The following is a 13,435-nucleotide window of genomic DNA, read 5'->3' as shown; positions in this document are numbered from 1 at the left end:
GACAGCTCAAGTTGAACTGTCCCTTTCATATTCTTATGACAATTTATGAAGAATTAATGCATTACTTAATGTTGCAAACTCTTCGATAGATAGCGTTTCGCCTCTTCGCTTCGGATCAATTCCTACTTCTGTCAAAATTCGATCCAACAGCTCTTTATCTTTCGGGAAACCATTTAAATTATTTGATAAATTATTCATTAAAGTTTTACGACGCTGTGCGAAACTTGCTCGTACTACTTCAAAGAAGAAAGTTTCATCTGTCACTTCTACAACTGGTTTAGGACGCTTTAGAAGACGGATAATCGCAGAATCAACATTTGGTTGTGGTACAAACACTGTACGCGGTACAGTCATAACTGTTTCTACCTCTGTATAATACTGAATGGCAATTGATAAAGAACCATACTCTTTCGTTCCTGGTTTAGCAGCTAAACGATCCCCAACTTCTTTTTGCATCATAACAACAAATCCACGAACCGGTAACTTTTCTTCGAGCAATTTAAATAAAATTGGCGTTGTAATATAGTATGGTAAGTTAGCTACTACCATTACATCTTGTCCTTCTTCAAATTGCTCACTAAACACTTCATGTACATCTGCTTTTAGTACATCTTTATTTATAACTGTAACGTTGCTATATGGAGCTAACGTCTCGTCTAAAATTGGTAATAATCTCTGATCAATTTCAAAAGCCACTACTTTTTTAGCACGCTTTGCCAATTGCTCTGTTAACGCACCGATACCTGGTCCAATTTCAATTGCGCCACTTTCTGAACCGATTTCTGCGTGATCAACGATACGATTTAATACATTCGTATCAATTAAAAAATTTTGTCCTAAACTTTTTTTGAATGAAAATCCATACTTTTCAACAATGTCTTTCGTACGATTTGGTGTTGCGATATCCTTCATTTTTTTTCCTCCTGTATTACTTGCTTATAAGCTTCTGCAAATGATTCCTTTGAAACCTGAAACATTTGTAAACGTTTATGTAACTGTTTTGCGTTTGTATAACCAATCTTTAATAGCTTACCCACTCTTTCTCTGCGACTCTTTGCCATTTCTCCGCCCACTAAGCCCGCATCGACTAGATCACTCCAACTAATTTCACTTGTGTAAGCTTCCATTTCTTCATGTATATTCTCTAAAGCACGGCGAATCGACTCATTAGAAGCATGTTCGATTCCAACACCTTTTTTCCTTTTAGCAAGTGCTTCTTCCTTCGTTAAAAAAGCATGCTTACATCCAGGAACCTTGTCAGAAATAATTTTTCGAATACGCTCTCCAGGATAATCCGGATCTGTGAAAATAATAACGCCTCGTTTTTGCTGCGCTAATTTAACTTGCTCAATAACGTGATCACCGATTGCTGAACCGTTCGTTTCGATTGTATCCGCATCAACAGCACGTTTAATCGCAACTGTATCATCTTTACCTTCTACAACGATAATCTCTTTAATTTTCATGCTTGCCTCCACACTCTTTTCATCTCTACTTAGTAAAACAAAAAAATGACGACTTTTCCATTATTATTTTCCCAATCGTACATTTTAAAAAGTAGAAGAGAAAAATCTTTGTTCACTATCCTTATTGTAACACTTCTATCTCCATCTTAATTTATCCGCAATATTTCTACACTTATGTTATGAGTAAATAGTGGGTTCTTATCACTTCTACTATCTCTCTTCTCAAAAAACAAAAAAAGAATGGGACTCCCCATTCTTTTTTATTCAACACCAAATAAGGATTTGGCATTCTTTGTTGTTACTTGCGCTACTTCGTCATAAGAAATTCCTTTTAAATTCGCAATTTCTTCTGCTACCAGTTTTACATAACTAGGTTCATTTCGTTTCCCTCGAAATGGGTGTGGTGTTAAATACGGGCAATCTGTCTCTATCAATAATTTTTCTAACGGAATCTCCATAGCAACTTCTTTCGGTTTCTTGGCATTTTTAAATGTTATTGGCCCACCTAATGAAATTAAAAAGTTCATATCGACACATCGCTGCGCTACTTCTACACTACCGCTAAAGCAATGCATAATGCCCCCTACTTCAGCTGCATTCTCTTCCTCTAGGATATCAACAATATCTTGAGTTGCATCGCGGTTATGTATAATAATCGGTAATTTCACCTTTTTCGCTAATGCAATTTGTTTACGGAATACTTCCTTCTGTATTTCTTTTGGAGACTTATCCCAGTGATAATCTAATCCCATTTCCCCAATTGCAACTACTTTAGGATGAGCCGCTAATTCTTCTAACCAAGCTAAATGTTCTTCTTTCATATCGATTGCATCAACAGGATGCCATCCAACTGCAGCGTAAATAAAATCATAAGCCTCTGCTAATTCAATTGCTTTCTTTATCGTTACTTCATCAAATCCAACAACAACTGTATATGTAACTCCCGCTTCTTTCATTCTCGCGATAACTTCTTGTAAATCTTCTTCAAATTGCTCTGCATTTAAATGTGAATGTGTATCAAACAACATAATAAATAACTCCTTTTATATTGAAATCAATTCTCTCATAGAAAAACTACACTCTTTCTAACTTAACGATAACAATACTTCAATTTTAATGCAAAAAACGGAATGTAAAAAGAAAAAAGATGCTTCACCAATGTTACACGTGAAACATCTCTTTTCTTGTCTCAATTACTTGATTTTTGTACCATTTGGTAAATTCTGGTCAATTGATGCTAATGACAATACGCCATTCTCTTCACCTGCTAAAATCATACCTTGTGATAATTCACCACGTAATTTTACAGGTTTTAAATTCGTTACACAAATAACCTTTTTACCTTTTAGTTCTTCTGGGGAATAGAATTTAGCAATCCCAGAAACCACTTGGCGCTTCTCTGTACCTAAATCAAGCTGAATTTTTAACAACTTATCTGCTTTTTTCACAGGTTCAGCGGATATTACTTCAGCTACTCGTAATTCTACTTTAAAGAAATCATCAATTGTAATTTCTTCTGCCTTTGGTTCTTCTGCTTTTTTCTCTTCTACTTTAGGAGCAGAACCTTGCATTTGTTCTTTAATATACCCCACTTCTACTTCCATTTCCAAACGAGGGAAGATTGGGTTTCCTTTTTCTACTTTTGTTCCAGCTGGAATACATCCAATTGTAGATAGGCTTTCCCAAGATTTATGCGCCTCTTCAGTAAGTCCAAGTTGAGCAAACATCTTACTTGGTGCTACTGTTAGGAATGGCATAAGCATAATACCTGTTTGACGAAGTACCTCAGCTAAGTGGGCCATTACAGACGCAAGTTTTTCGCGATCATTCTCATCCTTCGCTAATACCCACGGCTGCGTTTCATCAATATATTTGTTCGTACGGCTAACTAATTGCCAAATGGAACTTAGCGCTACAGAGAATTCCATATTCTCCATTGCCTCTTCTACTTTTTTCAATGTATCTTTGGCAAATGCCACTAACGTTTCATCGAACTCAGTTACATTTGCTTTAAATGCAGGGATTTCCCCGTTAAAGTATTTATCAATCATAGCTACTGTACGATTTAATAAGTTACCTAAATCATTCGCTAAATCAAAGTTGATTCGTTCAACAAATCCTTCTGGTGTGAATACTCCATCAGATCCAAATGGAACTTCGCGAAGTAAGTAGTAACGCAATGCATCTAATCCGTAACGATCAATTAGTGTAACTGGATCTACTACGTTTCCTTTTGACTTACTCATTTTTCCATCCTTCATTAAAATCCAGCCATGAGCAAAGACTTTCTTCGGAAGTGGTAAATCTAAAGCCATTAAAATAATTGGCCAATAAATTGTGTGGAAACGAACGATTTCTTTCCCAACTAAATGGACATCTGCTGGCCAGAATTTTTTATACTTCTCTTCATTTTCTGTTCCATATCCTAATGCAGTAATGTAATTAGACAACGCATCTACCCATACGTAAATAACGTGTTTTGGGTTACCTGGAACACGAACTCCCCAGTCAAATGAAGTACGAGAAACAGCTAAATCTTCTAATCCTGGTTTAATGAAGTTATTAATCATTTCATTTTTACGGGACTCCGGCTGAATGAAATGTGGGTTATCTTCATAGAACTTTAATAGTCGGTCTACATATTTACCCATTCTAAAGAAATAAGACTCTTCACGAACAAGTTCTACAGCGTGACCACTATCTGGGCTTTTTCCACCAACTACTTTGTCACCTTCCATAATTGGATCTACTAATTGATGCGCTGTATAGAATGTTTCATCTTGTACAGAATACCAACCTTCATATTCATCAAGATAAATATCGCCTTGATCTACTAGCTGCTTGAAGATTTTCTCAACAACATCTTTATGACGATCTTCAGTTGTACGAATAAAATCATCATAAGAGATATCCATCTTCTCCCAAAGTTCTTTAATCCCTGATACAATGTTATCCACATATGCCTGTGGTGTAACATTTAGTTCTTCTGCTTTCTTTTGGATCTTCTGTCCATGCTCATCAGTTCCTGTTAAATAATGAACATTGTATCCTTGCATACGCTTATATCGTGCCATCGCATCTCCTGCTACTGTCGTATAAGCATGTCCAATGTGTAACTTTCCACTTGGATAATAAATTGGGGTAGTAATATAAAAGGACTTATTTTCCTCTTTCATCGTTTTGGACCTCCCGAATAACCTCATATGTATTTATAAACAGTATATCAAAAACTCATATATAAAGTGAAACTTTAATCCGTGGAGAGGGTTCATCCCCCATGGATTATTAGCCCACACCAATCGGGCTTTTACGAGCAGCCCGACTCCCACTTAACTTCTTTGCTCCGGCTAAATTTTGAAGTGGGGGTCTTACTGCTCGTTAATGCGGGATAAAAACGAGTTAATGCTCGATATCTTTATCATCTATTACTCATATTCAAAAAAAATATACAATATATTTCCCGAAAAGTATAAACATTACAAAAAATAATACAAAACAATTGTAGAAATGACTTACATTCTATCATATATAAGAAGTATAAAAATCTATAAATCTTTTTTAAAAATATAGAATTTAATAATTGACGGAAATGTAAATGATTGGTATCATATGTCCATAGGGTATTTTGTCGAAAAATGACGAATCAAAAAAATAGACTCGAAACTTATAAACTATTTATTTAGGAGGAAAAGAATTATGAAATCTACTGGTATCGTTCGTAAAGTTGATGAATTAGGTCGTGTAGTAATTCCAATCGAATTACGCCGTACTTTAGGTATTGCAGAAAAGGATGCTCTTGAAATCTACGTTGATGATGAAAAAATCATCTTAAAGAAATATAAACCAAACATGACTTGCCAAGTAACTGGTGAAGTATCTGATGGTAACCTATCTTTAGCTGAAGGTAAAATTATCTTAAGTAAAGAAGGCGCTGAACAAGTCTTAAACGAACTTCAAGATTATATCGAAACAGCAAAATAAGCTTCTCAATTATGAGAAGCTTATTTTTTATCCACATGATAGATTTGATATACGTCGCGTTTCGACAAATCTCGGTCTTTAGCGACTATTTTTATCGCTTCTTTTGAATTCATACCTTTTTCATTTATATAATGTTCAATATGATTATATACTGAAATAGCTTCCCACCATTGTTCTTCTGGAGTAGGTTCTTCTGTTGAACCTGCTACTAAAATACAAAACTCACCACGAACTTCATTTTGCTTCGTCCACTCAATCGCTTCTTCAATTGTTCCACGAATAAACTCTTCAAATTTTTTCGTTAGCTCACGACATAATACGATTTCCCTATTTCCTAATACTTCTTGCATAGAGATTAAAGTATCATCTAAACGATGTGGCGCCTCATAAAACATCATTGTAGTTGGAATATAGCGTAGTTTTTCTAATTCAAGCTTACGTCCCTTTTTATTTCTTTGCAGGAAACCATAGAAATAAAAATGTTTTGTCTCAAGTCCTGATGCAATCAATGCTGTAAGGGCTGCATTTGCCCCAGGAAGCGGGATAACATGATATTGTTCTGCTACAGCCTCTACAACGATATCATAACCAGGATCTGAAATACATGGCATACCAGCATCGCTCACAATGGCTACAGTCTTACCTTCTTCTAACTTATCTAAAATTTTCCGTCCACTTACTCCTTTATTATGCTCATGATAACTCATAACTGGTGTTTCAATTTCAAAGTAATTACAAAGTTTCTTCGTTTGCCTTGTATCTTCCGCTGCAATAATGTCTGCCTCTTTTAAAATTCGGATTGCACGAAATGTCATATCCTCTAAATTTCCGATTGGAGTCGGTACTAAATATAAAACTCCCTTTTCATTTTGCTGAAAGCTTTTTTGCTGCCACATAGCGTTCTCCTTTTTGCATATATTCTTCTTTTTTTTTCCTCGTTAACTGCTTAAAGTGATACTCAGCTTGCATAGCCGTTCGTTTATCCTCGTGATCCTCTACATATTTTAAAACAACTGGAAGTCTAGCGCGTGTATATCTAGCACCTTTTCCACTATTATGGGTCTGAATCCGTTTTTCTATATGATTCGTGTATCCAGCATAATAACTTCCATCAGAACACTCCACCACATAAAAACAATGCTTATTCTTCTCCATATAAAATTGAACGAAGCTCCTTTGTATATTCATTGTTTTCTTCATATACAAAAAGAGGTGGTAAGATTTTTAAATCTGCATTCCCATCCTTAATTCCTTCAATTAACAATGTATTCGCTTCTTTACCAGCCTTAGGATAAACAAATCGCACACGTTTCGGTTCAATTTTGTATTTACGCATTAATGTGACGATGTCGAGCAAACGACCTGGACGATGTACAAATGCTACTTTCCCACCCTGTTTCACTAGCTGACTACTTGCGTATACAACATCTTCTAGTGTGCACATAATTTCATGACGAGCTATCGCTAAATGTTCATTCATATTCTTCTCAGAAGTTTGTGGTGTTTGAAAATAAGGAGGATTACATGTTACAACATCATATTGATGACGTCCAAGTTTCTCCGGCATATCTTTCAAATCTCCATGGATTAAATGAATTCTTTCTACTAAATTATTGTATTGAACACTTCTTATTCCCATATCATATAAGCGCTCTTGAATTTCTACACCTGTAATTTTCCCTTTTGTCCTTGTACTTAATAAAAGAGGGATAACTGCATTACCTGTACACAAATCAAGTAAATTACCTTTTTGAATTGGCACCCAAGCAAAATCTGCAAGTAAAACAGCATCCAAAGAAAAATTAAATACTGATGGACTTTGTACAATCTTCATATCTTGCGCTAATAAGTAATCTAAACGCTCATCTTCATATAAATTCATATATTGCTCCCTTTCTTACACTTAACCTACCCTATTTCATCTTCTATTAATGTAAAAATAAATTTCATTCTACTCTCATGTATAAAAAATTACCTTTCCAATTATATTGGAAAGGTAATCTCACTTTTTATTTAAAAATGACAGACAGAATAAACAATCTCCCTCTTTACGTACACTTCCATAATGTAGATTGCAAATATGAAAACCTTCTTGATATAGTCTCGCTAGATTATCGTAGCCTTCACCAATATCTGTCTTCGCCTTCATTTCTTTGCGTTTTTGAGTTTTTTGTTTTTCCTTGTTCTGCACTTCTTCAAAACGATGTCGCAAATTTTCATTTTCCATTTTTATATGTTGGTTTTCTTCCAATAATTCTGCAAGATGTTGTTTTAATTCTCCCAACTGTTTGTATAAATGTCCAATTTGCTCTTCCATACTAGAAACCGATGCAAAAATATCCTTTTTCTCCACAAGCACCCACCTCATTAATCTGTGGTTTGACTCGAAACGACCCCTTTATTCATTAATTCATCTAACGTATATTCTACTATCCGTTCCTTGTCTACTAGTTCCACTTGAATTAATCTTTCTAAAATATTTAATCCGATAACACGGCCAGTACCGTGCGGTGTTTGTATACGTTGATCTAAATCAGGAAGTTGTTCCTTTGCTGCCTCATATTCATCATTCTCATATTTTAAGCAACACATTAAGCGACCACATAAACCAGAGATTTTTGCAGGATTTAATGATAAATTTTGATCTTTTGCCATTTTAATGGATACAGGTTCAAAATCTCCTAAAAAAGTAGAACAACAAAGCATACGACCACATGGACCAATACCACCAAGCATTTTTGCTTCGTCACGAACGCCGATCTGTCTCAGCTCAATTCTTGTCCTAAAAATTGCCGCTAAGTCTTTCACTAGTTCCCGGAAATCAATCCGACCATCCGCAGTAAAGTAAAAAATAATCTTATTACGATCGAACGTATACTCTACATCTACAAGCTTCATATCAAGATTATGTTCTCCTACCTTTTGTTGACAAACTTGATATGCTTCTTTCGCAGCATGCCTATTCTCTTCAACAATGGTACGATCATTTTCATTTGCAATACGAATAACTTTTTTTAGCGGTAATACAACGTCATTTTCATCAACTTGCTTTTTGGTAATAACTACTTTTCCATACTCAATACCTCTTACCGTTTCTACAATTACAAACTCATTTTCTGAGATATCGAACTGATTTGGATCAAAGTAATATACCTTTCCGGCCTTCTTAAAGCGAACACCTACTACATCATACAAAACGGTCATCCCTCCTGCAACCGCAACACTAACTGTTCGAACACAAGCTGCGCATTTACATTAGCGTTGATTCTATTTTTTGCCTCCAATATATTAAAGAGAGCTGATACAATGCGCTTCTGAGCATAAGAAAAGGATTCAAACATCTCTTTCTGCTCATGAAAAACAAGACGATCTTCTTCTCCAAGTTGAACATATAATAAATCCTTATAAATAAGGAGTAACATATCTAAGCCTTGCTGTAATTGTTCTTTCTCTCCAAAGTGCTTCCCCCATTTTTCTTGTACAAAAAAAATAGAGGCCTTATCTTTTTCGAGCGCTTCACATAATTTTATCACTAAAGCTCTCGCTTGTGCAAACCATTCATCATTACACATTAATAAAGCTTCTTCAAAACTATTTGTAAGCTGCGCAGCAAGTGTAGATAAAGAAACTGTAATACCTTCTTCCTCTAACCTCTTAATTAAAGATTCTGTAGGCAACGGCCTAAACGTAACAACTTGACAACGAGATAAGATTGTATTTAAAATCTGATGACTTTGTTCAGTAAGTAAAATAGCTGTTGTATCACTACTTGGTTCTTCTAAAAACTTTAAGAGCGTATTCGCTGCATTTGCTGTCATACGATCTGCATGCTCAATAATATATACTTTTTTATTTGCTTCTAATCCTGTTTTTGAAAACTCTTCTTGTAAATCATGAATTTGCTGTTTTTTAATAGATAATCCATCTGGTTTTACAATATGTAAGTTTGGGTAGTTACCTGAATCAATTCGGCGACAATTCGTACATACATGACAAGGCTCTACACCATTTCTTTGTGAACAGAGAAAACTTTTTGCCATTTGAATTGCTGTGGCGAACTTCCCAGTCCCTTTCCCTCCCTCTAACAAGTAAGCGTGGGATATACGCTCTTTTGCAATGCTATTCATCAACATTTTGACACCGATGGGCTGTATAGCAGAAAGCTGCTCCCACGTATTTATCATACTGCATACCTCACTTATTTCATTCTTTCCTTCTATTATAACAATTTATCTTCTATAATCTGAACAACTTCTTCTATAAGTTTTTTCATTGGTTGATCAGCATTTACTAATACAATGCGATTAGAGAAACGCTCTACAACTTGTAAATACCCTTCACGCACACGTTTATGGAAAGAGATATCTTCCATATCTAGTCGATTTACTTCACGTCCTGCATCTTTTCCAATTCGTGCTAAACCTACCTCTGGCTCAATATCTAAATAGATTGTTAAACTAGGCATACAATCTTCCGTTGCGAAACGATTAATTTCAAATACTTTATCCATACCTAAGCCTCTTGCATATCCTTGATATGCTAAAGAGCTATCTATAAAACGATCACATAGTACAAGATAGTTTTCCTCAAGTGCTGGCATAACTTTTTCCACTAAATGTTGTCTACGTGCAGCAGCATATAAGAGCGCCTCTGTACGTGCTTCCATCATCGTATACTCTTTTTTATGTAAAATTGTTCTAATATCTTCAGAAATTGCAATACCACCTGGTTCTCTGGTCGCCATTACCTTTTGTTCCTTTTGCTCAAAATATGGTAATAAACTTTTAATTAATGTTGTTTTACCCGAACCTTCTGGCCCTTCAATTGTTACAAATAATCCCTTCATCCTAAAACCTACTTTCTATATCATACACGTTCATATATTTCGTACTACCTTGAAAACGAGCCCCTGTTTTCTCTAAATGAGTAATTTGCTTTGTATGTTCTTGAGTAATTCTCTCTCCATACATGATCAATGGAATTCCAGGTGGATACGGAATCACCATTTCTGCAGCTATCATACCAACGGCTTCTTCTATAGATACTAACTTCGTTTCATATCTCTCTAATTGTTTATACGTATACGGTAAAGGGGAAATCTCCCCTTTATAAGTATAACGAATTGATGCTGTCTTGTCTTTTACCTTATATTGCTGCATAGCTAATCGAATGATCTCTATAGCTTTCATATACCCCTCATTTACTTGTAACGGTAATATAAATAGGACGTTATATGGATCTGCCATTTCCGTATATATACCGACTTTTTCAAATACAGACTGTAATTCATACCCCGATAACTGACAGCGAGTTTGCACCGTAACTTTTAATTCATCTTGCGATGGATATTGTAAAATAGCTATTTGTGGGATAGATCGCAATCCTTCTTTAAATCGGCGTAAAAACTCAACGATTTCATCATGACCTTCTTCCTTTATAACAGCTATTGCAAAACGTGCTATATCAAGAGAAGCCATAATTGGATACGATGGGCTACTAGATTGTAGCATACTTAAATAGGAGGAAACTTTTTCTTCGCTCACCAAACGGCTATTTATATGTAAATAAGATCCCATTGTCATCGCAGGTAATGTTTTATGTGCGGAATGAACCACAATATCCGCACCATAAACTAATGCTGACTTCGGGAAGGGGTCCCCTATACAAAAATGCGCCCCATGGGCTTCATCTACTAGAACAGGAATTTTATGTGCATGTGCGTAAGCGATACTTGCCTCTAAATCAATTCCCATACCATAGTAATTAGGATGTGTTAAAATAAGTGCTTTTGCATTTGGATACTTTGTAATTGCCTCCTTAATAATTTCATCATGAACACCTACTGGTACGTTATGTACTTCATCAATCCATGGATTTAAAAAGACCGGATTAGCCCCTGCTAATTTCAAACCATTAATGATCGATTTATGACAATTTCTTTGTACGAGGACAATATCATGTTCGCCGCAGCAAGACAAAATCATTGCTAAATTTCCAACTGTTGAACCATTAATTAAAAAATAACTTTTGTGCACGCCATATACTTCAGCTAATAATTGCTGTGCTTCATCTATACATTCAAACGGGCTATGTAAATCATCTAATCCTGTTAACTCTGTTACATCAATTGATAATATGTCCTTAAACCCCCCTGAAGCTTTCTGAGGGAAGTTTAAACCATTCTTATGACCCGGAACATGAAAAGATAGTAGTCGCCTTTCTTTAAATTCCATTAGCGCCTCATATAAAGGCATACGATTTTGATTCATATATATCTCTTCCTTATTATTCATTCTGTATCTATTATACAGATATTAGGGCAAAAAAAATAATAGGCATAATGCCTATTTAAAAATATGATACTTCTAATTTTCGCAGTTGTTTTAAATAATGTATATACTTCGGGTCAGTTGTCTCAGTATTCACCAGATTTCTTTCGCACTCGTAACATATTAAATTATTATATACATATATTCCTTCCCCTCTTTTTGTCTCACAAACGATGCAAATTTCACTTGGTAATTTCATAATCTTTCCTCCTTTTTAAATAAACATATTATATACCTCTATTCCTTAACAAATTTCCGGAAAATATACATCAATTTTTTATATAATATGATTTATTCTTGGGCAACGTGTTTGTATTACTTATGTATTCTCTTTACTTCTTTCATGTACTGTTTAAAAACAAAAAAACACAAGTCAAAAGACTTGTGTTTTTATCTTGCTTGGCGACGTCCTACTCTCACAGGGACAAGGTCCCAACTACCATCGGCGCTAGAGAGCTTAACTTCCGTGTTCGGTATGGGAACGGGTGTGACCTCTCTGCCATCATCACCAAACTATGAAGGTATATTCCTTCAAAACTAGATAACATTTGCTTCATATTATATGGTTAAGTCCTCGATCTATTAGTATTCGTCAGCTCCACATGTCACCATGCTTCCACCTCGAACCTATCAACCTGATCATCTTTCAGGGATCTTACTAGCTTACGCTATGGGAAATCTCATCTTGAGGGGGGCTTCATGCTTAGATGCTTTCAGCACTTATCCCTTCCGCACATAGCTACCCAGCTATGCCCTTGGCAGAACAACTGGTACACCAGCGGTGCGTCCATCCCGGTCCTCTCGTACTAAGGACAGCTCCTCTCAAATTTCCTGCGCCCACGACGGATAGGGACCGAACTGTCTCACGACGTTCTGAACCCAGCTCGCGTACCGCTTTAATGGGCGAACAGCCCAACCCTTGGGACCGACTACAGCCCCAGGATGCGATGAGCCGACATCGAGGTGCCAAACCTCCCCGTCGATGTGGACTCTTGGGGGAGATAAGCCTGTTATCCCCGGGGTAGCTTTTATCCGTTGAGCGATGGCCCTTCCATGCGGAACCACCGGATCACTAAGCCCGACTTTCGTCCCTGCTCGACTTGTAGGTCTCGCAGTCAAGCTCCCTTATGCCTTTGCACTCTACGAATGATTTCCAACCATTCTGAGGGAACCTTTGGGCGCCTCCGTTACACTTTAGGAGGCGACCGCCCCAGTCAAACTGCCCACCTGACACTGTCTCCCGGGTCGATGAGACCCGTAGGTTAGAATTTCAATACAGTCAGGGCGGTATCCCACCAGCGCCTCCACCGAAGCTAGCGCTCCGGTTTCAATGGCTCCCGCCTATCCTGTACAAACTGTACCAAAATTCAATATCAGGCTACAGTAAAGCTCCACGGGGTCTTTCCGTCCTGTCGCGGGTAACCTGCATCTTCACAGGTACTATAATTTCACCGAGTCTCTGGTTGAGACAGTGCCCAAATCGTTACACCTTTCGTGCGGGTCGGAACTTACCCGACAAGGAATTTCGCTACCTTAGGACCGTTATAGTTACGGCCGCCGTTTACTGGGGCTTCAGTTCAGAGCTTCGCTTACGCTAACCCCTCTCCTTAACCTTCCAGCACCGGGCAGGTGTCAGCCCCTATACTTCGCCTTACGGCT

The 13,435-nt window shown here is 36.8% G+C and carries 14 protein-coding genes and 2 rRNA genes (1 of these 16 only partly in view); 1 reads left to right on the top strand and 15 read right to left on the bottom strand.

All coding sequences use genetic code 11. The annotated features are described in order from the left end of the window. Positions 1-33: 33 nt before the first annotated feature. The 4 genes from rsmA to metG all read right to left on the bottom strand — a co-directional run bounded on the left by rsmA (position 34) and on the right by metG (position 4,642). Entirely contained in the window at positions 34-912 is an 879-nt protein-coding gene (gene rsmA / locus MKX37_RS00240) for a 16S rRNA (adenine(1518)-N(6)/adenine(1519)-N(6))-dimethyltransferase RsmA (RefSeq protein WP_002091590.1), read from the bottom strand. Beyond that, positions 909-1,466 carry a ribonuclease M5 gene (gene rnmV / locus MKX37_RS00235; RefSeq protein ID WP_002029323.1) on the bottom strand — a complete coding sequence of 186 codons (558 nt, stop codon included), beginning with the start codon at positions 1,464-1,466 and terminating at the stop codon, positions 909-911. The genes rsmA and rnmV overlap by 4 nt, the downstream gene beginning before the upstream one ends. Before the next feature lie 260 nt (positions 1,467-1,726). Then, a complete protein-coding gene (locus tag MKX37_RS00230) occupies positions 1,727-2,494 on the bottom strand; it encodes a TatD family hydrolase (protein ID WP_078422375.1) in 768 nt (255 codons plus the stop codon). A 165-nt stretch (positions 2,495-2,659) separates the two neighbouring features. Continuing rightward, a complete protein-coding gene (gene metG, locus MKX37_RS00225) occupies positions 2,660-4,642 on the bottom strand; it encodes a methionine--tRNA ligase (RefSeq protein WP_033728750.1) in 1,983 nt (660 codons plus the stop codon). A 520-nt stretch (positions 4,643-5,162) separates the two neighbouring features. Between metG and MKX37_RS00220 the strand changes: the two genes are divergently transcribed. Continuing rightward, positions 5,163-5,447 (top strand): AbrB/MazE/SpoVT family DNA-binding domain-containing protein, encoded by a 285-nt coding sequence (locus MKX37_RS00220; protein WP_000843037.1) that lies wholly within the window; start codon positions 5,163-5,165, stop codon positions 5,445-5,447. Positions 5,448-5,467: 20 nt separating this feature from the next. Here the strand turns inward: MKX37_RS00220 and rsmI are convergent, their stop codons facing one another. From rsmI to MKX37_RS00165, 11 genes are all read right to left on the bottom strand, one after another. Continuing rightward, positions 5,468-6,343: a 16S rRNA (cytidine(1402)-2'-O)-methyltransferase gene (gene rsmI / locus MKX37_RS00215; protein ID WP_002130208.1), complete on the bottom strand. Its 876-nt coding sequence runs from the start codon at positions 6,341-6,343 to the stop codon at positions 5,468-5,470. Then, the gene (locus MKX37_RS00210; RefSeq protein WP_002130207.1) at positions 6,312-6,602 is read right to left on the bottom strand and encodes a GIY-YIG nuclease family protein; all 291 of its coding nucleotides are present in this window, start codon (positions 6,600-6,602) and stop codon (positions 6,312-6,314) included. Before MKX37_RS00210 ends, rsmI begins: the two co-directional genes overlap by 32 nt. Then, a complete protein-coding gene (locus tag MKX37_RS00205; RefSeq protein WP_002130206.1) occupies positions 6,589-7,329 on the bottom strand; it encodes a tRNA1(Val) (adenine(37)-N6)-methyltransferase in 741 nt (246 codons plus the stop codon). The genes MKX37_RS00210 and MKX37_RS00205 overlap by 14 nt, the downstream gene beginning before the upstream one ends. A gap of 120 nt (positions 7,330-7,449) precedes the next feature. Then, positions 7,450-7,800 (bottom strand): DNA replication initiation control protein YabA, encoded by a 351-nt coding sequence (yabA, locus tag MKX37_RS00200; RefSeq protein ID WP_002009639.1) that lies wholly within the window; start codon positions 7,798-7,800, stop codon positions 7,450-7,452. 14 nt (positions 7,801-7,814) lie between these two features. Further along, the gene (locus tag MKX37_RS00195) at positions 7,815-8,642 is read right to left on the bottom strand and encodes a PSP1 domain-containing protein (protein WP_002009637.1); all 828 of its coding nucleotides are present in this window, start codon (positions 8,640-8,642) and stop codon (positions 7,815-7,817) included. A gap of 5 nt (positions 8,643-8,647) precedes the next feature. After that, positions 8,648-9,631 carry a DNA polymerase III subunit delta' gene (gene holB / locus MKX37_RS00190; RefSeq protein WP_002009636.1) on the bottom strand — a complete coding sequence of 328 codons (984 nt, stop codon included), beginning with the start codon at positions 9,629-9,631 and terminating at the stop codon, positions 8,648-8,650. 35 nt (positions 9,632-9,666) lie between these two features. Beyond that, complete coding sequence (gene tmk / locus MKX37_RS00185; protein WP_002130202.1) at positions 9,667-10,293, bottom strand: dTMP kinase; 627 nt, start codon at positions 10,291-10,293, stop codon at positions 9,667-9,669. A gap of 1 nt (position 10,294) precedes the next feature. Next, positions 10,295-11,716 carry an aminotransferase class I/II-fold pyridoxal phosphate-dependent enzyme gene (locus tag MKX37_RS00180; protein ID WP_002130200.1) on the bottom strand — a complete coding sequence of 474 codons (1,422 nt, stop codon included), beginning with the start codon at positions 11,714-11,716 and terminating at the stop codon, positions 10,295-10,297. A 79-nt stretch (positions 11,717-11,795) separates the two neighbouring features. Beyond that, on the bottom strand, positions 11,796-11,975 hold the full coding sequence (locus tag MKX37_RS00175; protein ID WP_002130199.1) for a sigma factor G inhibitor Gin: 180 nt from the start codon (positions 11,973-11,975) through the stop codon (positions 11,796-11,798). A gap of 198 nt (positions 11,976-12,173) precedes the next feature. Further along, positions 12,174-12,289, bottom strand: a 5S ribosomal RNA gene (rrf, locus tag MKX37_RS00170). Between the two features lie 49 nt (positions 12,290-12,338). Next, positions 12,339-13,435: ribosomal RNA gene (locus MKX37_RS00165) — 23S ribosomal RNA — on the bottom strand (it continues 1,825 nt past the right edge of the window).

Origin of the sequence: Bacillus sp. FSL R5-0709, from assembly GCF_038004785.1 — a bacterium.
In the GTDB taxonomy this organism is placed as follows: domain Bacteria; phylum Bacillota; class Bacilli; order Bacillales; family Bacillaceae_G; genus Bacillus_A; species Bacillus_A mycoides.
Note: the sequence above shows the minus strand (reverse complement) of the source record. Positions and strands in the feature narration are given on the sequence as shown.

What these genes read in the sequence shown, in the direction of transcription:
- rsmA (WP_002091590.1), bottom strand. Translation starts at nt 912, where the DNA reads ATGAAGGATATCGCAACACCAAATCGTACGAAAGACATTGTTGAAAAG.
- rnmV (WP_002029323.1), bottom strand. Translation starts at nt 1,466, where the DNA reads ATGAAAATTAAAGAGATTATCGTTGTAGAAGGTAAAGATGATACAGTT.
- MKX37_RS00230 (WP_078422375.1), bottom strand. Translation starts at nt 2,494, where the DNA reads ATGTTGTTTGATACACATTCACATTTAAATGCAGAGCAATTTGAAGAA.
- metG (WP_033728750.1), bottom strand. Translation starts at nt 4,642, where the DNA reads ATGAAAGAGGAAAATAAGTCCTTTTATATTACTACCCCAATTTATTAT.
- MKX37_RS00220 (WP_000843037.1), top strand. Translation starts at nt 5,163, where the DNA reads ATGAAATCTACTGGTATCGTTCGTAAAGTTGATGAATTAGGTCGTGTA.
- rsmI (WP_002130208.1), bottom strand. Translation starts at nt 6,343, where the DNA reads ATGTGGCAGCAAAAAAGCTTTCAGCAAAATGAAAAGGGAGTTTTATAT.
- MKX37_RS00210 (WP_002130207.1), bottom strand. Translation starts at nt 6,602, where the DNA reads ATGGAGAAGAATAAGCATTGTTTTTATGTGGTGGAGTGTTCTGATGGA.
- MKX37_RS00205 (WP_002130206.1), bottom strand. Translation starts at nt 7,329, where the DNA reads ATGAATTTATATGAAGATGAGCGTTTAGATTACTTATTAGCGCAAGAT.
- holB (WP_002009636.1), bottom strand. Translation starts at nt 9,631, where the DNA reads ATGATAAATACGTGGGAGCAGCTTTCTGCTATACAGCCCATCGGTGTC.
- tmk (WP_002130202.1), bottom strand. Translation starts at nt 10,293, where the DNA reads ATGAAGGGATTATTTGTAACAATTGAAGGGCCAGAAGGTTCGGGTAAA.
- MKX37_RS00180 (WP_002130200.1), bottom strand. Translation starts at nt 11,716, where the DNA reads ATGAATCAAAATCGTATGCCTTTATATGAGGCGCTAATGGAATTTAAA.
- MKX37_RS00175 (WP_002130199.1), bottom strand. Translation starts at nt 11,975, where the DNA reads ATGAAATTACCAAGTGAAATTTGCATCGTTTGTGAGACAAAAAGAGGG.